The organism is Polynucleobacter finlandensis (assembly GCF_018881755.1).
Classification (GTDB): domain Bacteria; phylum Pseudomonadota; class Gammaproteobacteria; order Burkholderiales; family Burkholderiaceae; genus Polynucleobacter; species Polynucleobacter finlandensis.
This window is the reverse complement of sequence record NZ_JACVPS010000012.1, coordinates 52537-74155: the sequence shown is the minus strand read 5'-3', so window position 1 is coordinate 74155 and position 21619 is coordinate 52537. Positions and strand designations below refer to the sequence as shown.

The following is a 21619-nucleotide window of genomic DNA, read 5'->3' as shown; positions in this document are numbered from 1 at the left end:
GGATTACCTTCAGATGTATGCCGCTTTTTTGCCCTTGGAATATGCATTTAGTACTTAAGTACTAATAAGTTATAGCCCAGACTGAAGATTCCGTTATATTAATACTAGGCATTCGCTTATAGTAATAAGCATCAAATCCTAAAGATTAAGATCCCCAGGAGCATTTCTTTGCGTCGAATTTTTTCATCTTTTCCGTCAATATTCATTGCATTCTTGGTTTTAACCGCGCCTTTGGCAAATGCAGCCGATAAGGTGGTCTTACAGCTTAAATGGACACACGCCTACCAATTTGCGGGTTACTACGCCGCTAAAGAGCTAGGCTATTACGATATTGCTGGTTTGGATGTGAAGATCAAGCCATTAAGCCCTGGCGAGGATCCGCTCCAAGAGGTTGTGTCAGGTCGAGCTAATTATGGTTCTGGCACCAGCGGCATATTGGTAGCTAGGCAAGAGGGTGCTCCAGTAGTCGCATTAGCAGCCATTTATCAGCACTCGCCTTATGTGTTGATTGCCAAAAAGTCTCCAGGATCTGAAGACATCCATAGCTTGGATGGAAAACCCATTCTGTTGAGGCGCCTTTCAGATGAATTACTGGTGTACTTAAGACGTCAAAATATCACGCTTTCTAAGGTTGCCTCCTCTGTGCCAGGCATGGATACAGTTGAACAATTGACATCCGGAAAGGCGGCGGCGATTTCTGGCTATATTAGCAATGAACCCTATCTGTTGGCTGCCGCTGGAATTCCTGCTCAGATATATAGCCCACGTTCAATTGGAATTGATATCTATGGTGATAATTTATTTACTACCAGCGAAGAAATAAATAAGCATCCCGAGAGAACTGAACGCTTTCGGCTGGCAAGTTTACAAGGCTGGGAATATGTATTAAATCATCCCGATGAAGCGGTTGCCCTAGTTCAAAAATATGCTCCCCAGGAATCAGCCGCCAAAATTCAGTTTGAGCGCGATAAGTTGCAACCCCTGATTAGGAGTGACTTAGTTCCGGTGGGCTTTATGAATGAAGCGCGCTGGCAGCGCACTGTCGAAATTTTTCAGGAGGCTGGTGGTCTTAAGTCTGATTTTTCGCTAAAAGGGTTTGTCTACAATGCCAACCCCAAGCAAGATCTCGCATGGATCTATGGCGCCTTGTTCATAGCTGTGGCAACCTTGCTTGCAGTCTCGACAGTGGTGTATTACATTTGGCGTCTCAATAAACGCCTTACTGTTTCTCTGACTCAAGTGCAGCATTTAGCCTATCACGATAACCTGACGGGTTTGCCTAACCGAAATCTCTTTGTTGATCGTTTGCAAAGAGCTATTTTGAAGGCTCGTCGTGAGAAAAGTGTGCTTGCTCTCCTGTTTATCGATATTGATCGATTTAAAAGTATTAATGATCAGTTCGGGCATTCTGCTGGAGATGAAGTTTTGAAGGCTTGCTGCAATCGCATGATGGCTTGCATTCGTGACTCCGATTCTCTTGGGCGTATCGGCGGCGATGAATTTGTGCTCTTGCTTGAGGATTTGCATTCTTCCCAAGATGCTCTAGAAATTGCTAAAAAAATTAAATCTGCTATTGAGATAGGTGTCACGGTTAGTGGTGAGCTGATTCACACTACAGCGAGTATCGGCATTGCGCTTTATCCTAGCGACTCTGATAGCGAAGAGGGCTTATTTAAGCGTGCTGATTCGGCAATGTATAAATCCAAGCAAAGTGGAAGAAATGCTATCTACTTATATTCTGATGTTGTAGCTCAGGAGAAAATATAATTTCTATGGATTTATTTAATAAAGCCTTCTACTTGAGCTTTGCCTTAATAGTGCTGGTCATTTATTTAGGTTCTTTTAGCCACAAAGAAATCCAGTTACAAAATAAAAATTACCATTATTGGCCAATTGCTTTGCTGCTAATGGTGGCAGCAAACTTGGGATTCTTTTTCGCAGGAATTGAGCCAGCTTTTTTCCTTTCTGTAGGCAATACCAGCCTAGCTTTTTCCGCTTTAGCGATTGTGTTATTTATTCGCTCTTGGGATTCCAGTAATTCCAGCATTTCTAAGAATACATTTTGGGTTGTTTATTTACTTTCTTTGCTTGCCTATGAGTTTCTGAGAGTCTACGCATCTTTTAACGCTCGGGTGTACCTGATGACGGGCTTATTGGGCGTTCTGTCATTAGTTGGATTGGTTGAAACCTTTTTGCTACCCAAGCGTGAGATGTCGGCCCAAGTGATGGTTTTGAAGGGCACTTTTTTTGCTCATCTCCTTTTGGTCACTGTGCGAGCATTTAATCTTACTTATTCCATTTCTAGTGGCTCGCTAGTGACTACGATATATCAAGAGGGCACTATTACCGGCATGCTGCGCGCCCTTGCTGTTGCTTCGAATTTGCTGATTTATTTGGCCATAGGCAACATTCTTTTGGAAAAGGTGTGGCGTAAAGAAGAGAAGAAATCTGCCAGCACAGAAAGAAAGATGCTTGCCAGCCTCAACTCTCTCGCAATGGCGCGGGACAATGAAACAGGTGCTCATATTGTTCGTACCAAAGCTTATGTTCGTCGTTTGGCATGGCGCTTAAGAGATCAAGGCAGTTATGTTGATCAATTAAGTGATCGCACTATTGAGCAGATTTCAGATGCCGCGCCTTTGCACGACATTGGTAAAGTGGGCATACCTGATCATATTTTGTATAAACAGGGCGCCCTGACCAAAGATGAGTGGGGTGTCATGAAAACCCATGCTTTTATTGGGGAAAGTGTTTTAACTTCTACTAAGGTTCAACTTTCAGATGGCAACGACGACGACGACGACGACGTCATAGATTTGGCGATCCAGATCGCCGGTGGTCATCATGAACAGTGGAGTGGTGGTGGCTATCCGCGCGGCCTCAAAGGACTTGCAATCCCATTGGCTGCCAGAATCATGGCGTTAGCTGATACCTATGACGCTTTGATTAGTGAGCGTGTATATAAAGAAGAATGGACGCATGATCAGGCCGTCAGTGAAATTTTAAGCAAGAAGGGGATTCACTTCGATCCTTTGGTTGTTGAGGCGTTTATGCAGGAGCAGGATCACTTTAAAGAAATTGCCCAGCGCCATAAAGATGAGGCGTTAGAAGGCAAAGTATTTCGAGATTTAGGGCAAACAGTAGAACAAAAGTTGCGACGTACTGAAGAGAAATTTGAGTTTTTATTTAAGCATTCACCAATCGGCATGGCGATGGTTGATCATACTAGTGGTGACTTTCTTGAGGTTAATGATGCATTGCTCGCTTATACCCAATACACCAAAGCAGAATTTCTGAAGTTATCGTTCTGGGATATCACGCCACCAGAATATGCTAATCAGGAGGCGGAACAAATTGCCCAATTAAATAGTACAGGCTCATTTGGGCCGAACTACAAGGAATATATTCGCAAGGATGGTAGCCGTTTTCCCATCTCCATTCGTGGATTTATTTTGGCTGATGCTGATGGTCGGAAGTTGGTTTGGGGGGTTATTGAAGACCTTAGCAGCATCAAGCAGGTATGAAGAATGTGCTTAAAAACCTACGAAGAAATTTCTAAACTTCTTTTCAAATAGCCTCTGTAGATAGCCTGTTGCTCAATGCCCCAGAGAGCGAAGCAACTCAGGGTATAGTGTGCCTGCCTATGACCGATCTGCCCATCCCAAGCTCCTCCGATATTGAAATCACCCCTGAGTACCAGGCGGTGGTCGATGCCATTGAGCGTCACGATCCCTATATCTTTGTGAGCGGTAAGGCTGGGACCGGCAAGACCACCTTAATTGGCTACTTGCGTGAGCATATCCCGGGTAACGTGGTCGTAGTAGCCCCTACTGGAGTGGCGGCATTGCAAGTTAAAGGGGTGACCATTCATTCCTTCTTTAGATTGCCGCCGCGCTTGATCTTCCCCGAGGAAGATATCAAGCCTTTAAAAGATAAGCGCCTCTACAAAGATATTCGCTTGCTCATCATTGATGAGATCTCGATGGTCAGAGCAGATGTAGTCGATGCAATGGATTTGTTCTTGCGTGAGAATGGTCCGCAAAAAGGGAAACCCTTTGGTGGTATTCAGGTGATGTTTGTGGGTGACCTCTTTCAGTTGCCGCCAGTTGTATCCCGAGGGGATATGGAGGTATTAGCAGAGCGTGGGTATGAGGGGCCTTATTTCTTTTGCGCTATGGCGCTTCACCGCAAAGATGTCACGATGGTCGAGCTCTCCAAAATCTTCCGTCAAAAAGATGAGCACTTCGCCAGTCTGTTAAATCGTATTCGGATTAACCAAGATATTGATGAAGCATTGGATACTTTAAATGCCCAGTGTTACGAAACAAAAAAAGAAATCGATGAACAAACGATTACCTTAACCACTACCAATGCTAGGGCGGACCAGATCAATGGCGCCGGTCTACGCGCTTTAACGACTGATCCGAAAACTTACGCAGGTAAAACGACTGGTAAGTTCAATATCGACGAACGCAATTTGCCATCTTCTGCAAATCTCGTTTTAAAGGTGGGCGCCAAGGTGATGTTTACGGCAACGGATAGCGGCTTTCCGAAACGCTGGGTCAATGGCACGATTGGCGTGGTGCGTGAGTTGCTCGGCGATAAGGTGAAGGTGTTAGTAAAGAATGGACCTTACTCCAATACGGTTGAGGTAACGGGTCACCAGTGGGAATCCTATCGATACGACCACGACATGATGTCAGGCAAGATCTCGCCAAGCATCATCGGTACTTATGTGCAGATCCCCTTAATGCTGGCTTGGGGCGTTACCATTCATAAAAGCCAAGGCAAGACCTTAGAGAAGGTGAAGGTAGATCTTTCTTCTGGGGCGTTTGCATCAGGGCAGGTCTATGTTGCCCTCAGTCGTTGCACCTCAATAGAGGGCATTTCCCTGGAGCGACCCATTGAACCAAAGGATGTGCGCTGTGACCCAGAAATCAAACGTTTCTATATGAACTGCCTACCCAATTCATAGGCCAAAGCAAACCTAGCAGCCTTAATCCATATACAATTACTGCTATTCATTCACCCAGTTCGAATCAGCCCACATTCTTCCGTATATGAAAATCTATTCTCAAATTTTGAAGTCTTTTCTTGCCGCATTGTTTATTGGTGCTGCAGTTTGCGCACAAGCCCAGACAATTAATCCAATGCCTAAGGTGAGCGATGATTGGCGCTACTCCGGAACCATCAGCATGTGGGCTCCAGCTACCTGGGCCACTGAAACGATAGGTAACCGTTCCATCACCTCCGACAGTTCTATCAGTCAAAATGTGAATGGCGCAGGTCCCATGGCCATGTTTACGCTCGAAGCCCATAAAGGCAATTGGGGTGTGATGGGTGACCTGGTGTATTGGCAGTCAACGGGGAGTGGCAGTTCAGTGCATACGTTGCGTGGTAAAGATAATTCTTTCTATGCTGGGTATAACGCAACCATGAAGCAGACGATGTTTACGGCAGCAGCAACTTATACAGCCCTGAGCACTCCTTCTGTTTACCTGGACGGATTGCTAGGCGCTAGATATATTTCATCGACAACTTCCGTCGTTGATGCTCAACAACTCAATCTCAATGGCGTTGTCGTCGCATCTCGCGTTGGCAACCCTTCGCGCGTGAACCAAACAACTGATCCTGTGATTGGCTTTAAAGGTCGCGCACGCATTTACGATACGTCTTGGTTTATACCGTTCTATGCTGATGCTGGTAAGGGTCCTGGCTCCAATAATGGCACTTGGCAAGCTTTGCTAGGTATCGGTGATGCATTTTCTTGGGGTGATGTCACCTTGGCTTACCGCGCAATGGGCTTTCATTTGAAAGATAGCGCAGGGTCAACCAATTGGACTAATGCGGGACCACAACTCTCAGCCACGATTAATTTCTAAGATATTAAGACCCCCTTCGGGGGCTTGACTTAAGCTTGGGTTAGTAATAACATTGTTATTACTATGAGCAAACCCCTTCAAATTAACATTCGCCAAATTGGCAACTCTAAAGGAGTGGTCATTCCAAAGGCTATCCTAGAGCAAGTCGGCCTAGATGAGGCTGTGGAATTGTCTGTTGAAGGTGATAGCTTGGTGTTAAGAAAACCCAAAAATCAAGTGCGCATTCACTGGGCGGAAGACGCTAGATTAATTGCGCTATCTGGGGAAGACAGGCTTGTATTGGGTGATTTTGCTAATAAAGATGATGGGGATTGGGTTTGGTAAAAAGTATTGTTTGGCGCGGAGAAATTTGGCTTATTAATTTAAATCCAACGCTTGGAAGTGAAATCAAGAAAACTCGCCCCTGCGTTGTAGTCTCTCCGCAAGATATGAATGATTACCTCAGGACGGTCATCATTGCACCCATGACTACCAAAGGTAGAGCTGCAGGCTTTCGAGTTCCCATTACTCATGACGGAAAAAAAGGCTTAATTCTATTAGACCAAATGAGAGCTATTGACAAGACTCGTTTGGTAAAAAAACTAGGCACTATAGGCGCAAAAACATTGCATTCCACTTTAAATACTCTACAAGAAACTTTTGCTCTCTAGCAACTCTTAAAACCCAGCCGCCAATCCATCTCTACGGTGATCACTTCCAGCAATATATCCAGAGCTGGTATCTTCACCTAACAATGCAATGGCTTGAGCGCTACCGAAGTCCAAGCTGTTGGCTGGCATGACAGTCACCTCATGACCAAAACTCTTTAAACCCTCAAGCACTGTGGTGGGCATAGACGCCTCTACAGTCAATTTACCTAGGTCATCAATGCGCCAGCGTGGGGCATCTGAACAAGCTTGGGGGTTGAGATATTCATCTACGAAGCGCATGACTACTTGGATGTGACCTTGAGGCTGCATATTGCCGCCCATCACCCCAAAAGCCATCGTCGGCTGATTACCTTTAGTCAGAAAGGCAGGAAGAATCGTGTGGAAAGGGCGTTTACCTGGAGCGACCTGATTAGGGTGACCATCCTCCAAATTAAAACTCATGCCGCGGTTATGAAACGCAATGCCGCCCGGTGCTACGACACCCGAACCAAAGCCTTTGAAGTTTGACTGGATATAAGAAATCATCATGCCAGATTCATCGGCGGCGCAAAGGTAGACGGTGCCACCTGAGTGTGGATCACCAGCTGCATATGTGCCTGCCTTTTGATGATCAATCAGCGCTGCGCGACTGGCTAAATATTGTCGATCTAGTAATGCATGCGTCGTGACATTCATGGTGCTGCATTCAGAGACATGGGCATAGGCATCAGCAAAAGCCATACGCATCGCCTCTACTTGCAAGTGAATGCGCTGCGCAGAGTTCGCAGGATATTGTTTGGCATTAGCGGCTTCCAATATACCCAAAGCCATTTGGGCGGCGATGCCAGAACCATTAGGCGGAATCTCATGCAAGGTGTAATCACCGTAATCGAAGGCTAGAGGTTCAACCCACTCTGGTTTGTTGGCAGCAAAATCAGCCATGGTGAAGCAACCACCGGTAGCCTGCGCAAACTCCACCATGCTTTTAGCAAGGGCGCCGGTATAAAAAGATTCACCTTCAGTTTTTGCAATCTCTTTAAGCGTATTGGCTTGCGCAGGATAGCGCCAGAATTCTCCAGCGGCAGGGGATTTACCATCAATGCAAAATGATTCTAAAAATCCGGGCTGTTTGCGAAGCACCGGAATAGCCTCGCGCCATTGTCGTGCAATGACAGGTGAAACTGGAAAACCATTTTCAGCGTAATCAATTGCGCGTTTAAATAGTTGCGCGAATGGCAGCTTGCCAAACTTACGGGAGAGTTCAATCCATCCTGCAACCATGCCAGGTACCGTGACGGTATTCCAACCAATCAGATCCATTGCAGTTTTGCCAGCAAAGAACTCTGGGGTCCAAGCGCCGGGCGCGCGACCAGAAGCATTTAAGCCATGAAGTTTCTTACCATCCCAGACCAGTGCAAAGCCATCGCCACCAATCCCATTCATGGTCGGCTCAACAACGGTGAGCGTAATAGCTGTCGCTAGGGCGGCATCAACAGCATTACCACCGTTTTGTAAGGCTTCAATCCCTGCTTGGGTTGCCAGCGGTTGAGAGCTGGCTACGGCATTTCTGGCTAATACTGGGGCGCGACCGCCACCAAATGGGGGTGAAATAAGCATCAGGTAAGGTACTTTTCTAGTTGGTTGAATCTAGTCAACTTTAACATTGGCTGCCTTCACTATTTTTTCCCATTTATTGTGTTCTGTAGTTGTTATCTCCGCTAGGCGATCAGCATTTTCAAACTGAGGATGAATACCTTGGTTAGCCATACGCGCTTTAAAGTCAGGATTGGTCAAAATCTTCCGAATTTCTCTCTCTAGACGCGCTACAACGTAAGAGGGGGTGCCCTTGGGTACATACACTGCGTAGAGATTTTCCACATCAAATGATTTCATGCCGTCCTGCCCAAGAGTAGGAACGGTTGGCATGAGTGGTGTGCGCTCTGAGGCAGCAATCGCAATCGGGCGTAACTTGCCACTCTGAATATGCGGCAATGAAGCAGTTACGCTATCAAACATCATCAAGGTATTGCCGGCAATCAAGTCAGGCAAGGCAAAGCTGCTACCTTTATACGGGATATGTGTTCCAGTAGCGCCAATACGCTGCATAAATAAGATGGCCTCAAGATGGGAGAGGCTACCGTTGCCTTGGGAGGCGTAATTGAAGTTCCCATTCTTAGATTTAATAAAAGCAATTAACTCTGTTAAGTTTTTGGCTGGAACTGTTGGATTAACTTCTAGCAAGTGTGGAATAGAGCCCAGTTGTGCTACCGGTGCAAAGTCTTTACGCAGATCTGCTGGAGGATTGGTAAAGAGTGCTTGAGAAATGGTTTGATTGGTCAGCGCACTAATGTGAATGGTGTAGCCATCAGGCGCCGCTTTAGCTGCTGCTTGCAAGCCAATCATGCCGCCGGCACCAGGCTTATTCTCAATAATCACTGATTGTCCAAGCGCTTCACCCAATGGTGCAGCTACTGCGCGCGCAAACACATCGGTTGAGCCACCAGCAGGAAACGTCAAAATTGCCACGATTGGCTTTTTAGGCCAGTCAGCGTCTGCCGCATAGACTTGACTGGAAAATCCCGCCGTTAAAGAAAGGCTGAGCATGAGGCAACTCAGTAAGTGATTGCGTAAAAAGCTAAAACGGTGTTTCAGAGTGTTCATTTCGATATCCAAGGGGTGATGGGTAATATAGTATTGGAAAAGCAAGCGAAGTAAAAATTTACATAAAAACGAGATATCCATGACTGCAGCTTTAAAGATTCCAGCTTCGATTGACATGTCTGCCTATTGGCTGCCATACACGCCGAACCGTTATTTTCATCAGCATCCTAAGGTGATGCAATCAGCTAAAGGAGCTTACTACTACGATGATCATGGCCGTAAGCTGTTTGATGGCCTTTCTGGGCTTTGGTGCTCGCCATTGGGGCATGCCGATCCACGTATTGGTGCAGCCATTGCCAAGCAGTATGAAACCATGGATTATTGCCCAGCATTTCAGATGGCGAGTGAGGCCACATTTACTTTAGCAAGTCGTATTGTGAAGATGGCTCCTAAAGGTTTGGATAAAGTATTCTTCACCAACTCCGGCTCAGAAGCGGTTGATACCGCGCTCAAGATTGCAATTGGCTATCACCGCGTGATGGGTAATGCATCTCGCATTCGGATGATTGGGCGCGATCGTTCTTACCATGGTGTTGGGATTGGCGGTATCTCTGTTGGCGGCATGGTTGCCAATCGCAAAATGTTTGCGAGCATGATGATGCCTGGTGTTGATCATTTGCCGCATACCTATAATCTTTCGCAAATGGCTTTCTCAAGAGGGCAACCGACTTGGGGCGCACACTTGGCCGATGAGTTAGAAAAAATTGTAGCCTTACATGATGCCAATACGATTGCAGCAGTAATCTTAGAGCCAGTGCAAGGCTCCACTGGAGTGCTTGTTCCACCAGACGGTTATTTACAAAAGATTCGTGAGATATGTACTAAGCACGGCATCTTATTAATCTTTGATGAAGTGATTACGGGCTTTGGTCGACTGGGTGCAAACTTCGGCGCTGATCGCTTTGGTGTTACACCAGACATGATTACCTTTGCTAAAGCGATTACCAACGGTGTGATTCCAATGGGTGGTGTCTTAGTGCGGGGCGATATCTATGACGCCATCATGGGTGCAGGCGGGCAAGAGCAAATGATTGAGTTCTTCCATGGGTATACCTACTCAGGCCATCCTATTCCAACAGCGGCTGCGCATGCAGTCTTGGATATTTTCGAATCAGATGATTTGATTAATCGCGCCAGAGCGCTTGAACCCGTATTAGAAAATGCCTTGCACGCATTAAAAGGAAAATCCGGAATTTTGGATATTCGTAATTTTGGTTTATCTGGCGCCATTGAGCTTGATCCTGTTGCTGGAAAACCAGGCTTGCGTTCTATGAAAGTGCTTGAAGCTTGCATTGAAAGAGGCGCGCTTGTTCGTGTGGCTGGGGATGCCATCGCAGTAGGGCCTCCATTTATCTCCACGCCAGCCGAAGTAGAAAACCTCATCAGCGTATTGGGTGAAGCAGTTGATGCTGCAATGAACATTTAGAAGAATATTCTTAGGAAAACATATGATTGCACAGAGAATCCAGTTTAAAGAGCGCTTGAAATCTCCGGGACTTATTGTTGCTCCTGGCGTTTATGAAATGGTTTCCTTGCGCCTTGCTGATCGAATGAGTTTTGATGCTTTGTATATGACCGGTTACGGCACGGTTGCCTCGCTGATGGGTTTACCAGACGCAGGCATAGCAAGCTATACCGAAATGGTCGGTCGTGTGGCTGCTATGGCAGGAATGGCAAAGACACCCTTAATTGCTGACGGTGACACTGGCTATGGCGGCTTGCTTAATGTCCGTCACACTGTGCGCGGCTACGAAGCAGCGGGTGCAGTAGCTATTCAACTAGAGGATCAAGAGTTCCCCAAAAAATGTGGCCATACACCCGGTCGCAGAGTGATTACACTTGAGGATATGGTGAGGAAAATTCAGGTGGCTGTTGAAAACAGAACTGACCCCAACTTTAAAATTATTGCTCGAACCGATGCTCGCACTACCTTAGGCTTGGATGAGGCCTTGAGACGCGGCGAAGCATATGCGCGTGCGGGAGCGGATATTTTATTTATTGAATCTCCTGAGAGTCAGGAAGAGATGCGACGTATTGGTCAAACTTTTGCAGGGCATCCTTTGATTGCGAATATGGTGGAGAAGGGGAGAACTCCTGTTCTGAGTCAAGCCGAATTGGAGAATCTCGGTTACAAAATCGCCATCTTTCCGGTAACTGCTCTGCTAGCTGCAGTGCAGGCAATGACGGGGGTATATGAGCACTTTAAGGCTACCGGATCTTCAATCAGTAACCCCGTCGATTTATATGACTTTGGAGAGCTCTCTAAATTAATGGGTTTTGAGGATGTTTGGGAATTTGAGAAGCGCTACGTAGAAACCAAATAAAGAAGGCGTGCCATGAAACTACCAGTTTATTGCCTACAGTTTTTTTGCTTCATTATTGTTTGCTTTGCTAATCCTTCCTTAGCGCAATCAAGTTATCCCAATCGACCCATTCGTCTTGTTATTCCATTTACGCCTGGAGGCGTAACCGATACCTCAGGGCGATTTATTGCCGAACAACTCTCACTCAAGCTAGGGCAGCAGGTGATTGCTGATAATAGGCCCGGTGCCTCAGGAAATATTGGCACTCAAATGGTTGCGACTGCTGAGCCAGATGGCTATACCCTGTTATTAGGTTTCGATGGGACGCTCACTATCAACCCATCCCTGTTTGATAAAGTGCCATTTGATGGCGCTAAAGACTTTGCTCCCATCGGAAAGATTGGTGATGCCATATTGATATTGGTTGCCAATAATGATTTCCCTGGAAAAACCTTGGCTGATGTGATTGCCATTTCAAAAAAAGATCCTAACGGCCTTTCTTATGGAACATCTGGCGCTGGTGGAACGCCTCATATTGCCGGAGAATTGCTAAAGCAAAAAACAGGCGCCAATTTGCTTCATATCCCATATAAAGGTGGAGGTCAGGCCCTAACGGACTTGCTTGGCGGAAATATTCCGCTGGTCTATACGGCAGTAGCAGGGGCAAATCAATATGTTAAATCTGGCCGCGTAAAAGCCATTGCCGTGTCTAGCGCCAAACGCAGTCCGAGTCTGCCTGATGTTCCTACTTTTATTGAGGGTGGCGTAAAAGATTTTGAAATCAATAGTTGGGTTGGCCTGTTGGCACCAGCAAAAACACCTAAACCCATCATTGCCAAACTAAATCAAGCTTTAAATGAGATCTTAAATTCACCAGAGGGTCGAGATAAGTTACTGGCGATGGGTATCGTTCCTGCCCCTGGAACCCCAGAGAAATTTGCAGAGCAAATTAAGGGGGATCTCATTCGAATCGCGCCAATCGTGAAGGCGGCACAAATTAAACCTGAATGAGGATTAATAATAAATAACTAGCGCTAGATTAATCCATTAGCCCTTTATGTCTAAAGGGGTTAATGGGGGCTTCAGAAATATGTGTAACTCGTTGCTATACAATATGGTATGATCAAAACATTCCGTCACAAAGGCCTACAGTTATTTTTTGAGACGGGAAGTAGGGCGGGTATTCAGAGTTCTCATGGCCCCAAATTGGCAAGGCAACTGGCGAGACTAAATGAATCAACCTGTCCTGATGATATGAATATTCCGGGATGGCGATTGCACCCCCTGAAAGAAAAGTTAGCCGGACATTATTCGGTTGTAGTGAGTGGTAACTGGAGAATGACTTTTAAGTTTGAAGGTGAAGATGCAGTTTTGGTTAGTTATCAGGACTATCACTAAATTATTAAAATGAAAAAAATGTTTAACCCTCCCCATCCAGGACTTACATTCCGTGACGATGTATTACCTGCTTTGGGTATTTCTGTGACAGCTGCAGCTGAACAGTTAGGGGTTACTCGCCCAGCGTTATCACGTGTTCTGAATGCAAGGGCTGCAATCTCTCCTGAGATGGCTTTGCGCATCGAGGCTTGGCTCGGAGTTGAAAATGGTGGAAGTGCAAGTATCTGGCTGTCTCAGCAGACTGCTTATGACTTGTGGAAAGCCAGAAAAACTATTAAACCAAAAGTAAAGCATGTACTCATACCGGAATTACTTGCCGCGTAAAGAGATTTACTAATTAAACAAGTGATAGATGATCGGAATGGCAACGGCGCTAATCACGCCGTTCATTCCCATGGCTAAGCTGGCGTAAGTTCCCGCTTCTGGATGAATGCTAAAGGCGCGTGAGGTACCTATACCGTGCGCGCCGATGCCAATCGCAAACCCTCTTTGCCACCACTCTTTCATACCAAGTGCATTGAGAACGAAGGGCGCCAGAATAGCCCCCAAGATCCCGGTAGCTACAGCAAAAATAGCGGTGAGGGTTGGTGATACGCCAATGCGCTCGGCAATACCCATCGCAATGGGCGCAGTGACGGATTTGGGATACATTGCGCCAGTAATACTAGAACCAGCACCCAGAAGGCTAGCAATATTGACTGCGCTAAAAATCGAGACTAGACCGCCAGCAATCAAAGAAAAGATCAGCGGAATGGACCTGCCTTTGAGGCTGCTCAGTCCGCGATAAATGGGAATGGCCAAGGAGACTGTTGCCGAACCTAATAAGAAGTGAATAAATTGCGCCCCTTCAAAGTAGCTCGAATAGGGCATATCAATTGACTGTATGACAGTGGCCACTAGGATGATGGCAATCGCTACTGGATTGGCTAATGGATTTTGTTTGGTCGACTTATAAACCCATAGACCAATTTGATATGCAGCCAAGGTAATAAAGAGCGCAAAGAGAGGGCTACCGGATAGGTAAACCCAAATCTCAACGATAGAATGTTTTTCACTCATCGGAGACCTTGCTGCTTAAAAAGCGTACAACGATCGCGCTTGAGCCAATGGTGAGGACGACGCTACCCACTAGGGCACAAATGATGGCCAGAGCATTGGCTTTGAGTTGGGGCAGAAATAAGACGACCCCAACAGCAGCTGGCACAAATAAGAGGCCGAAGTATTGGCTAAAGCCATCAGCCACCGTCGCAAGATGTTCGTTTACTTCTTTGCGTAAAACCAGCCAAAGCACGAGCAATACCAAACCAATGACTGGACCTGGGAGGGTGGGTAAGAGAAACTTGGAAATGACTTCCCCAAGGCTTTGAAATAACAGTATTTGTACGAGTCCAGAAATCATTCAAGAATCTTACTGCCCATCGATATATGTTGCAATGCAATAACTTAATTCTTGGTTAAGATAAGGACACGAAAAGTAGGGACATTCATGAAGATTGCCCCAATATAAAAATCTTTAGGAGATCACGCATGGCTGAGTTAAACGTCAATGGTAAAAAATATAAGGTGGATGTTGATCCAGATACCCCGTTGCTGTGGGTTATTCGTGAACAAGTTGGCTTAACTGGTACCAAGTATGGCTGTGGTGTGGGTCAATGTGGCGCCTGTACTGTTTTGTTTGAAGGTCAAGCAGTCCGTAGCTGCTCTTTGCCAGTGTCTGCCGCAGAAGGCAAGAAAATTGAAACTATTGAAAGTCTTGAGAAGAGCGGTCAACTCTCCAAAGTTCAAAAAGCCTGGGTTGATAACCAAGTGCCACAGTGTGGCTACTGCCAATCCGGCATGGTGATGGCAACCACCGCCTTGTTACGCAATAACCCCAAGCCTACTGATGCGCAGATTGATGAGTCCATCACCAATATCTGCCGTTGTGGCACTTTCCAACAAGTGCGTGCAGCGATTCATGCTGCTAGTAAGGCTTAAGGGGATCAAGATGACTACAACAATTAAAAACGACATGACAAATTCTTCCCGCAGAAACTTTATCGTTGGTTCCGCAGCAGTGGGTACCGGCTTAGCGATTGGTTTTGATCTTTCCTTTATTTCAGCTGCAAATGCTGCAATGGGTTCTGGCCTTTCTTCAACAACGCCTTTGGCAACTCCAGAAATCGGTGTTTGGGTAGTTGTAAAACCAAATGATGATGTCGTGGTGCGTATCGTTCGCTCAGAAATGGGTCAGGGCACGATCACTGGTTTGGCACAAATGGTTGCCGAAGAACTTCAGTGTGATTGGAAAAAAGTTTCGTATGAGTACCCGTCTCCTGGCGAAAGCTTAAAGCGCAAGCAAGCGTGGGGCAGTTACTCAACAGGCGGTAGTCGCGGTATTCGTACTTCTGAGCAGTATGTACGTCAAGGTGGCGCTGTTGCACGCGTAATGCTGATTCAGGCGGCCGCCAATACTTGGGGTGTTCCAGCTTCAGAGTGCGTAGCGCTGAATAGCGTCATTACCCATACGCCATCGGGTCGTAAGACTAGCTTCGGTAAGGTTTCTGTTGCTGCTTCACAATTGCCAGTTCCAGCCTTGACTAGCGTGACCTTAAAAGATCCTAAAGAGTGGACTCTAATCGGTAAGCCAGTCAATCGTATTGATGGTGTAGCTGACAAAGTGACTGGTAAGCAAATCTACGCAATCGATTTGAAGATGCCTGGAATGTTGGTTGCCAATATTAAAGAGTGCCCAGTCTTTGGTGGCAAGGTGAAGAGCTTTGATGCTACTAAGGCGCAAAGCATGAAGGGTGTTAAGAAAGTATTGCCAGTAGGTGAGACGGCTGTAGCGGTAGTAGCCGAAACATTCTGGCAGGCTAAGACAGCTTTGGATGCAGTCAATATCGTTTGGGATAACGGTGCTAATGGCAATGTGTCTAGCGCTTCGATTAAGAAGATGCTTGAAGCAGGTCTTACAGCGGATGACGCATTTGCACACAATACTAACGGTGATGTGAAGGCGGCTTTATCAGGCGCATCCAAAACCATTGAGGCAACGTATTTCTATCCATTCTTGAACCATGCTACTTTGGAGCCACAAACAGCAACTGCTAAGTGGACGCCAACCAGTTGTGAGGCTTGGGTACCAACCCAAGACGGTGAGGCTTCTTTGGCAGCGGTGATCGCTGCTTCTGGCTTGCCTGCTGAAAACTGCAACGTTTATAAGGTGAACCTTGGCGGCGGCTTTGGTCGTAGGGGTGCATTCCAAGATTACACAACCCAAGCAGTCAACATTGCTAAGCAATTACCTGGTACGCCGATTAAGTTGATCTGGACTCGCGAAGAGGATATGACGCAAGGTCGCTATCACCCCGTGATGATGTGCAAAATGACTGCTGCTATCGATGATAAGAAGAATGTGACTGGCTTGAACATGCGTTTATCTGGCCAATCTATTTTGGCAGCTGTGCGTCCTGCGGTGGTTGCTGCTAATAAAGGTAAAGATCCATTGAGCTTTCAAGGTCTTGAGCCTAGTGGCGAGCATGGCATCACTTACAGTTTTCCAAACTTAAATATCGATCATGCGATGCGCAATACGCACGTGCCACCAGGTTTTTGGCGTGGCGTGAACGTGAACCAAAACGCAGTCTTTATCGAAACCTTTATGGATGAGTTGGCTGAAGCCACTGGTATGGATGCGGTGGAGTTCCGTCGCAAGCATATGCAAGAGTTCCCACGTGCAGTAGCAGTTCTCAATGCGGTTGCTGATGGCATTGGCTGGACTAAGCCTGCTGCTCCAGGAGTCTTCCGGGGTGTAGCCCAGATGCGTTCTTTTGGTAGCTATGTCGCTGCTGCTTGTGAGCTGTCTGTGAAGAATGGGAATGAAGTGAAGATTCATCGCATTGTTGCGGCAACGGATCCTGGCTATGCAGTAAACCCAGCGCAGATCTCCCGTCAGGTTTCAGGTTCATTTGTGTACGGTCTATCTGCTCTCTTTGAAGAAGAAATTACTCTCGAGAATGGCGCCGTTGTTCAAAAGAACTTTGACACCTTCAACTCGATTCGACTCGCTCAGATGCCAAAAGTAGAAACCATCATCATTCAGGGTGGCGGCAAAGAGTGGGGCGGTGTTGGTGAGCCAACGATTGCTGTAGCAGCGCCAGCCGTGTTGAACGCAATCTATCGCGCTACTGGCAAACGTTTGCGTACAGTACCGTTGAAAAACAGTGGCATCAAGTTGGTTTAATTAAACCTACTTGAAATTGGCTCGATGGGAATGAGGTATGCGCCAGCAGCTTTTTTGCTCAGCATCCTCAGTTTCATTGCTCCAGTACACGCACAGGTTTTGGTAAGGGATTCGCAAGTCGAGTCCCTTACTGCTTCTGCAGGCGACCCAGTAAGAGGTAGAGCGATCGTTGCCAGCCGACAAACAGGTTTATGTTTGCTATGCCACAGCGGCCCTTTTCCAGAAGAGCGTTTTCAGGGAAACTTGGCGCCAGAGCTTGGAGAGAGTGCCGCTAAATTATCTGCAGGTCAATTGCGCGCGCGCATTGTGGATCCAAGCCGCTTTGATCGTGACACCATCATGCCTGCGTATTACAAAACCGAGAATCTGAATCGTGTGGCAGCAAAGTTTGCCGGACAAACGATTTTGAGTGGCCAAGAAATCGAGGATGTTGTGGCCTTTCTAGTCAATTTAAATCAAAAGAATGTTCAGTGAATGTATCAATCATGAATAAGCAAACGTATCCTCGCCGTCGCTGGCTATCGGTATTGGGCCTTCTCGGTATTGGGGCTTGGTTAAATCCAGTCTTGGTATTTGCCAAGAAGCCCGAGGCCATGGAAGTAATTGCAAAAATTGTGGGTTCACAAGTGCCCAAAGATGGGCGCGTCAAGTTGGTCATTCCGCCCTTGGTAGAAAACGGTAATCTCGTAGTCTTAAAGGTGAGCGTAGAGAGTCCAATGACAGCTCAGGATTACGTTAAAGCCATTCATGTGATTGCGGAAGGTAATCCTCTGCCCAATATCTTTAGTGCCTTTTTCACACCACGCTCTGGAACGGCCAATATCACGACGCGTGTGCGCCTGGCAGAGACTCAGAGGGTATGGGCGATTGCTCAAATGAATGATGGCAGTTTTTGGCAGGGGTACGCAGAGACTTTGGTGACGCTCTCAGCCTGTACGGAGGCAATATGAGCAAGACTTCCCGTACTTCAATCACGATGCCTGCACAAGCAAAGAAAGATTCCGTTATTGAAATCCGTGCGATTGCTCAGCATGATATGGAAACAGGTTTTCGGTATACGGAGGCCGGCAAACTCGTGCCGCGTGACATTATTCGTTTCTTCACTTGCCGCTATAACGGCGTAGAAGTGTTCAAAGCAGAGTTTCATCCGGGCACTGGAGCTAATCCTTTGATCGTCTTCACCACCATTGCTACAGAGTCTGGCACCTTGCAATTTGAGTGGCAAGGTGACGGAGGTTATGAGGCAGTGAATCAAAGCCAAATCACTGTTACGTGAAATTACTTTCAGTATTTGCACTCCTGCTGGCGATCCTATGCCCAGCTACGAGCTTTGCCGCTCGGCAATCTAGCTATGAACTGATGACGCCAGAGAATCAGGCGATGCAAGATGACCCAAACTTAAATCCAGCTCAATTTTGGGTGATGGATGGACAAAGTCTTTGGCAGGAGAGGGTTGGTAAGCGCAATATTTCTTGCGCCTCTTGCCATGGCGATTCAAAGACTGCAATGCGTGGGGTTGCAGTCCAATTTCCTAAGATGGTTCAAGGAAAACTCCAAACACTTGAGGGCCAAATCAATCAGTGTCGGGTTACAAGGCAACATGCCCCTCGATTGGCATATGAGAGTAAAGAGTTATTAGCATTAACTGTCTTCGTGGCAACCCAATCAAAGGGCATGCCAATTGCCGTTGAAGAAACGCCAACAAATAAAGCCTCTTTGCAAAAAGGCCGCCAGTGGTTTGATACTAGAATGGGTCAACTCAATCTGTCTTGTGCACAGTGCCATGAGGATCGTGCTGGATTGAAGTTGGGTGGGAGCGCCATACCGCAGGGTCACCCTACGGCATATCCTATTTATCGCCTTGAATGGCAAAACCTAGGTTCCTTGCAACGCAGATTACGCAACTGTATGAGCGGAGTTAGGGCACAACAGTTTGAGTACGGCTCTCCAGAGATGGCGCAGCTAGAGTTGTTTCTGATGTGGCGCGCTAGAGGCATGCCTCTGGAAACTCCAGGGGTCCGGCCTTAATCCTCTTAGTCTGAGAAAACGACAGAGGTCGTGCCATTAATCAGAACGCGATCGTACAAGTAGTAACGTAGGGCACGAGATAAAACAGTACGCTCTAAGTCACGACCTTTACGAACTAAATCTTCCGGTGTATCGCCATGGGTGACGCGGGTGACGTCTTGTTCAATGATTGGACCCTCATCTAAATCACTCGTGACAAAGTGCGCTGTCGCACCAATCAGTTTGATGCCACGTGCATGGGCCTGATGATATGGTTTGGCACCCTTAAAGCTGGGCAAGAAAGAGTGGTGTACGTTAATGCAGCGACCAGATAATTTGGTAGATAAGTCGTCAGACAAAATCTGCATATAGCGTGCCAGGATCACCATATCGACTTTGGAGTCAGCGACGATATCTAATAGCTTGGCTTCTTGTGCTGGTTTAGTCTCTGGTGTCACTGGCAGGTGATAAAACGGAATGTCAGCAAAGTCGATGCTCGAGTAAACTTCGCGTGGATGATTGGAGACGATTCCACAAATAATCATCGGTAATTCACCAATGCGCCAGCGGTAGAGCAGATCAACTAGGCAATGATCTAATTTAGAGGCCATGATCAATACGCTCTTGAGATCTTTTACAGCACGTAGATCCCAATTAAGTTCGAAGCGCTTGGCAATTTCTACAAAACCTTTTCTTAAAGTTTGTGCATCGACTGAGCAGCTAAAGCTCACGCGCATAAAGAAGCGCTTGGAATCTTTGTCATCAAACTGTTGTGCTTCCTCAATATCACCGCCGGCTTGATAGATATAAGTGGATACAGCGGCAACAATCCCTGGGCGATTGGGGCAAGTCAGGGTGAGGTAATAGTTTTCTGGGTTCATGTCTTAAATTCAAAAGGATTGCGTGTAAATACTGATTTTAGACTGACGACAGATATCTTCAGTTAACCAGCTCCTTTGAAGTGGATTCTCTGGTAGCCAAAGCTTTTTCAGTAAATTGATGGTTGCCTAATGATAACATATTTGTTATCATGGAAGAATGGCATATTTAATCGAGTACTACAGCAAAGGAATTCAAGACGATATCTTAAATTTGCCAGTAACACTCCAAGCTCGCTATATTGGTTTGACTGATCGAATGATGGAGCATGGCCCACATTTGGGTCTGCCACATACCGATGCTTTTGGTGGCGGCTTATTTGAATTAAGGCTAAAGGGTGCCGAGGGAGTTGCGAGAGTCTTTTTTTGTACGATGTCAGGTCAAAAAATTGTAATGCTTCATAGTTTTATTAAGAAGACTCAAAAGACGCCAGAAAAAGAACTGAAGATTGCCAAGCAACGCATGAAGGAAATAAAAAATGACAACAAAAACTAACAAAACATTGAACCATAAACAGATGGTCGCCAAGATGCTGAAGAACTCTGCCGTTAAGGCCGAGGTGGATAAGCTCAATCGTGAAGAGTTCGCGATTTTAGATGAAATTCTTGCTGCGAGGAAAGAGGCAGGCCTATCACAGGCTCAAATTGCTAAGCGTATGGGGACTCAAGCTCCTGCGATTGCAAGACTCGAAAGTGCGCTGGCCACAGGAAAGCACTCTCCAAGTCTGAATACCCTAAGAAAGTATGCGGCGGCCTTGGGTAAAAGAGTCGAACTTCATTTGGTATAAAAAATATCCAAAGGGAGTATTCATAAAGGACCTCTATTTAATGGGTGCATCAGTCTTATCAGCTGGCCCTATATAAACCTCACTCTTATCGTTAATCGTTGGAATGGGAATATCTTCGCAGATGGGTTTTGGGCCGACAACATTGATAAAGCTACATTCCTTCTTAGTTGCTGCCGACGCTGCGTGCTCCAAAGGGGATTTGCCTGTCGTGGCTGTTGAAATAATGCTGGTCGCTGTCATAGGGTTGGCAACTGCAACTGTGGTGGCGGTAGTGCCAACAGAACTTGCTGCTGCGGTACCTGAGGCGCCTAGTGCTGCAAGTGGTGCAGCACAGCTAGATAAAAGCAGTGGACAAAAAATAAGAGGCCAAACCCAAAGGCTTGACCTCTTAAAGAGTGGGGCGAACTTATTTAGCTTTGCAAGCAAGGTTAAATACTCCAGCAGTCCAGGAGCCACTAACTACGGGTTCGAATGGGGCATCAGGAGATTTGTTATCTGTCACCACTTTACCGCTGCCCTTGTTTCCAGAAAATTCTTTAAATTCAATTGGACGGTAAGTTGCATTGGAGCAGTTGTATTCGTTAAGACCAATCAGGGAATTCACCACCTGTTTTGATGTTGGGTTAACTCCTGGTTTTTTTAAATCCAACATCGAAAGAATCTGGGCTTTATCCCCATCTTTTCTTAGGGTGGCCGTATCAACCAAAACACTCATAGCATCATTGGAGCCGAGTTCTGTCCAAGCTGCCAACGCATTCGTTGCTGGAAGAGCCATCAGGCCGACTGTGATTGTGATCAGGGCGGAGAGTTTTTTCATTGGTACTGTATTCCTATTGGTATCTATAGCT

The 21619-nt window shown here is 46.4% G+C and carries 26 protein-coding genes; 19 read left to right on the top strand and 7 right to left on the bottom strand.

Annotated elements, in window-relative coordinates:
• Positions 1 to 168: 168 nt before the first annotated feature.
• The 6 genes from ICN49_RS09125 (at position 169) to ICN49_RS09100 (ending at position 6532) form a co-directional block, all read left to right on the top strand.
• A complete protein-coding gene (locus ICN49_RS09125) occupies positions 169 to 1767 on the top strand; it encodes a GGDEF domain-containing protein (RefSeq protein WP_216167732.1) in 1599 nt (532 codons plus the stop codon).
• Positions 1768 to 1772: 5 nt separating this feature from the next.
• Complete coding sequence (locus ICN49_RS09120) at positions 1773 to 3524, top strand: HD domain-containing phosphohydrolase (protein WP_216167730.1); 1752 nt, start codon at positions 1773 to 1775, stop codon at positions 3522 to 3524.
• A gap of 119 nt (positions 3525 to 3643) precedes the next feature.
• Positions 3644 to 4975: an ATP-dependent DNA helicase gene (locus ICN49_RS09115; RefSeq protein WP_216167728.1), complete on the top strand. Its 1332-nt coding sequence runs from the start codon at positions 3644 to 3646 to the stop codon at positions 4973 to 4975.
• Positions 4976 to 5081: 106 nt separating this feature from the next.
• Entirely contained in the window at positions 5082 to 5882 is an 801-nt protein-coding gene (locus tag ICN49_RS09110; RefSeq protein WP_216167726.1) for a hypothetical protein, read from the top strand.
• 63 nt (positions 5883 to 5945) lie between these two features.
• Positions 5946 to 6206 carry an AbrB/MazE/SpoVT family DNA-binding domain-containing protein gene (locus ICN49_RS09105; RefSeq protein ID WP_216167724.1) on the top strand — a complete coding sequence of 87 codons (261 nt, stop codon included), beginning with the start codon at positions 5946 to 5948 and terminating at the stop codon, positions 6204 to 6206.
• Between the two features lie 5 nt (positions 6207 to 6211).
• Positions 6212 to 6532, top strand: a complete 321-nt coding sequence (locus ICN49_RS09100; protein ID WP_216167755.1) for a type II toxin-antitoxin system PemK/MazF family toxin — start codon at positions 6212 to 6214, stop codon at positions 6530 to 6532.
• A gap of 6 nt (positions 6533 to 6538) precedes the next feature.
• Here the strand turns inward: ICN49_RS09100 and ICN49_RS09095 are convergent, their stop codons facing one another.
• On the bottom strand, positions 6539 to 8128 hold the full coding sequence (locus ICN49_RS09095) for a gamma-glutamyltransferase family protein (protein WP_216167722.1): 1590 nt from the start codon (positions 8126 to 8128) through the stop codon (positions 6539 to 6541).
• A 30-nt stretch (positions 8129 to 8158) separates the two neighbouring features.
• On the bottom strand, positions 8159 to 9172 hold the full coding sequence (locus ICN49_RS09090; RefSeq protein WP_255535483.1) for a Bug family tripartite tricarboxylate transporter substrate binding protein: 1014 nt from the start codon (positions 9170 to 9172) through the stop codon (positions 8159 to 8161).
• A gap of 79 nt (positions 9173 to 9251) precedes the next feature.
• On the opposite strand from ICN49_RS09090, the gene aptA reads away from it, so the two are divergent.
• The 5 genes from aptA (at position 9252) to ICN49_RS09065 (ending at position 13197) form a co-directional block, all read left to right on the top strand.
• Positions 9252 to 10598: an omega-aminotransferase AptA gene (gene aptA, locus ICN49_RS09085; RefSeq protein ID WP_216167721.1), complete on the top strand. Its 1347-nt coding sequence runs from the start codon at positions 9252 to 9254 to the stop codon at positions 10596 to 10598.
• A gap of 22 nt (positions 10599 to 10620) precedes the next feature.
• Positions 10621 to 11496, top strand: a complete 876-nt coding sequence (locus tag ICN49_RS09080; RefSeq protein ID WP_216167719.1) for an isocitrate lyase/PEP mutase family protein — start codon at positions 10621 to 10623, stop codon at positions 11494 to 11496.
• A gap of 12 nt (positions 11497 to 11508) precedes the next feature.
• Positions 11509 to 12486: a Bug family tripartite tricarboxylate transporter substrate binding protein gene (locus ICN49_RS09075; protein ID WP_216167717.1), complete on the top strand. Its 978-nt coding sequence runs from the start codon at positions 11509 to 11511 to the stop codon at positions 12484 to 12486.
• 108 nt (positions 12487 to 12594) lie between these two features.
• Positions 12595 to 12873 (top strand): type II toxin-antitoxin system RelE/ParE family toxin, encoded by a 279-nt coding sequence (locus tag ICN49_RS09070; protein WP_216167715.1) that lies wholly within the window; start codon positions 12595 to 12597, stop codon positions 12871 to 12873.
• 9 nt (positions 12874 to 12882) lie between these two features.
• The gene (locus ICN49_RS09065) at positions 12883 to 13197 is read left to right on the top strand and encodes a HigA family addiction module antitoxin (RefSeq protein ID WP_216167713.1); all 315 of its coding nucleotides are present in this window, start codon (positions 12883 to 12885) and stop codon (positions 13195 to 13197) included.
• 9 nt (positions 13198 to 13206) lie between these two features.
• On the opposite strand, the gene ICN49_RS09060 is transcribed toward ICN49_RS09065, so the two are convergent.
• Together ICN49_RS09060 and ICN49_RS09055 are read right to left on the bottom strand one after the other, a co-directional pair.
• Positions 13207 to 13932, bottom strand: coding sequence for an LrgB family protein (locus ICN49_RS09060; protein WP_216167711.1), 726 nt, complete (start codon positions 13930 to 13932; stop codon positions 13207 to 13209).
• Positions 13925 to 14272: a CidA/LrgA family protein gene (locus ICN49_RS09055; protein ID WP_216167709.1), complete on the bottom strand. Its 348-nt coding sequence runs from the start codon at positions 14270 to 14272 to the stop codon at positions 13925 to 13927. The genes ICN49_RS09060 and ICN49_RS09055 overlap by 8 nt, the downstream gene beginning before the upstream one ends.
• Before the next feature lie 128 nt (positions 14273 to 14400).
• On the opposite strand from ICN49_RS09055, the gene ICN49_RS09050 reads away from it, so the two are divergent.
• The 6 genes from ICN49_RS09050 to soxA are packed head-to-tail and all read left to right on the top strand — an operon-like array spanning position 14401 to position 19126.
• Positions 14401 to 14850, top strand: a complete 450-nt coding sequence (locus tag ICN49_RS09050; RefSeq protein WP_216167707.1) for a (2Fe-2S)-binding protein — start codon at positions 14401 to 14403, stop codon at positions 14848 to 14850.
• A gap of 10 nt (positions 14851 to 14860) precedes the next feature.
• Positions 14861 to 17098, top strand: a complete 2238-nt coding sequence (locus tag ICN49_RS09045; RefSeq protein ID WP_216167705.1) for a xanthine dehydrogenase family protein molybdopterin-binding subunit — start codon at positions 14861 to 14863, stop codon at positions 17096 to 17098.
• A 30-nt stretch (positions 17099 to 17128) separates the two neighbouring features.
• On the top strand, positions 17129 to 17572 hold the full coding sequence (soxX, locus tag ICN49_RS09040; protein ID WP_255535482.1) for a sulfur oxidation c-type cytochrome SoxX: 444 nt from the start codon (positions 17129 to 17131) through the stop codon (positions 17570 to 17572).
• Between the two features lie 11 nt (positions 17573 to 17583).
• Entirely contained in the window at positions 17584 to 18048 is a 465-nt protein-coding gene (locus ICN49_RS09035; protein WP_216167701.1) for a SoxY-related AACIE arm protein, read from the top strand.
• Positions 18045 to 18374, top strand: a complete 330-nt coding sequence (locus ICN49_RS09030) for a thiosulfate oxidation carrier complex protein SoxZ (RefSeq protein WP_216167699.1) — start codon at positions 18045 to 18047, stop codon at positions 18372 to 18374. The genes ICN49_RS09035 and ICN49_RS09030 overlap by 4 nt, the downstream gene beginning before the upstream one ends.
• The gene (soxA, locus tag ICN49_RS09025; protein WP_369411524.1) at positions 18371 to 19126 is read left to right on the top strand and encodes a sulfur oxidation c-type cytochrome SoxA; all 756 of its coding nucleotides are present in this window, start codon (positions 18371 to 18373) and stop codon (positions 19124 to 19126) included. The genes ICN49_RS09030 and soxA overlap by 4 nt, the downstream gene beginning before the upstream one ends.
• Before the next feature lie 5 nt (positions 19127 to 19131).
• Here the strand turns inward: soxA and purU are convergent, their stop codons facing one another.
• Positions 19132 to 19986, bottom strand: a complete 855-nt coding sequence (gene purU / locus ICN49_RS09020) for a formyltetrahydrofolate deformylase (protein WP_216167697.1) — start codon at positions 19984 to 19986, stop codon at positions 19132 to 19134.
• Between the two features lie 157 nt (positions 19987 to 20143).
• Between purU and ICN49_RS09015 the strand changes: the two genes are divergently transcribed.
• Entirely contained in the window at positions 20144 to 20479 is a 336-nt protein-coding gene (locus ICN49_RS09015; protein WP_216167695.1) for a type II toxin-antitoxin system RelE/ParE family toxin, read from the top strand.
• A 22-nt stretch (positions 20480 to 20501) separates the two neighbouring features.
• Complete coding sequence (locus ICN49_RS09010; protein ID WP_216167750.1) at positions 20502 to 20771, top strand: helix-turn-helix domain-containing protein; 270 nt, start codon at positions 20502 to 20504, stop codon at positions 20769 to 20771.
• 33 nt (positions 20772 to 20804) lie between these two features.
• Here the strand turns inward: ICN49_RS09010 and ICN49_RS09005 are convergent, their stop codons facing one another.
• Entirely contained in the window at positions 20805 to 21197 is a 393-nt protein-coding gene (locus ICN49_RS09005; protein WP_216167693.1) for a hypothetical protein, read from the bottom strand.
• Positions 21178 to 21588 (bottom strand): surface-adhesin E family protein, encoded by a 411-nt coding sequence (locus tag ICN49_RS09000; protein WP_216167692.1) that lies wholly within the window; start codon positions 21586 to 21588, stop codon positions 21178 to 21180. Before ICN49_RS09000 ends, ICN49_RS09005 begins: the two co-directional genes overlap by 20 nt.
• Between the last annotated feature and the right edge of the window lie 31 nt (positions 21589 to 21619).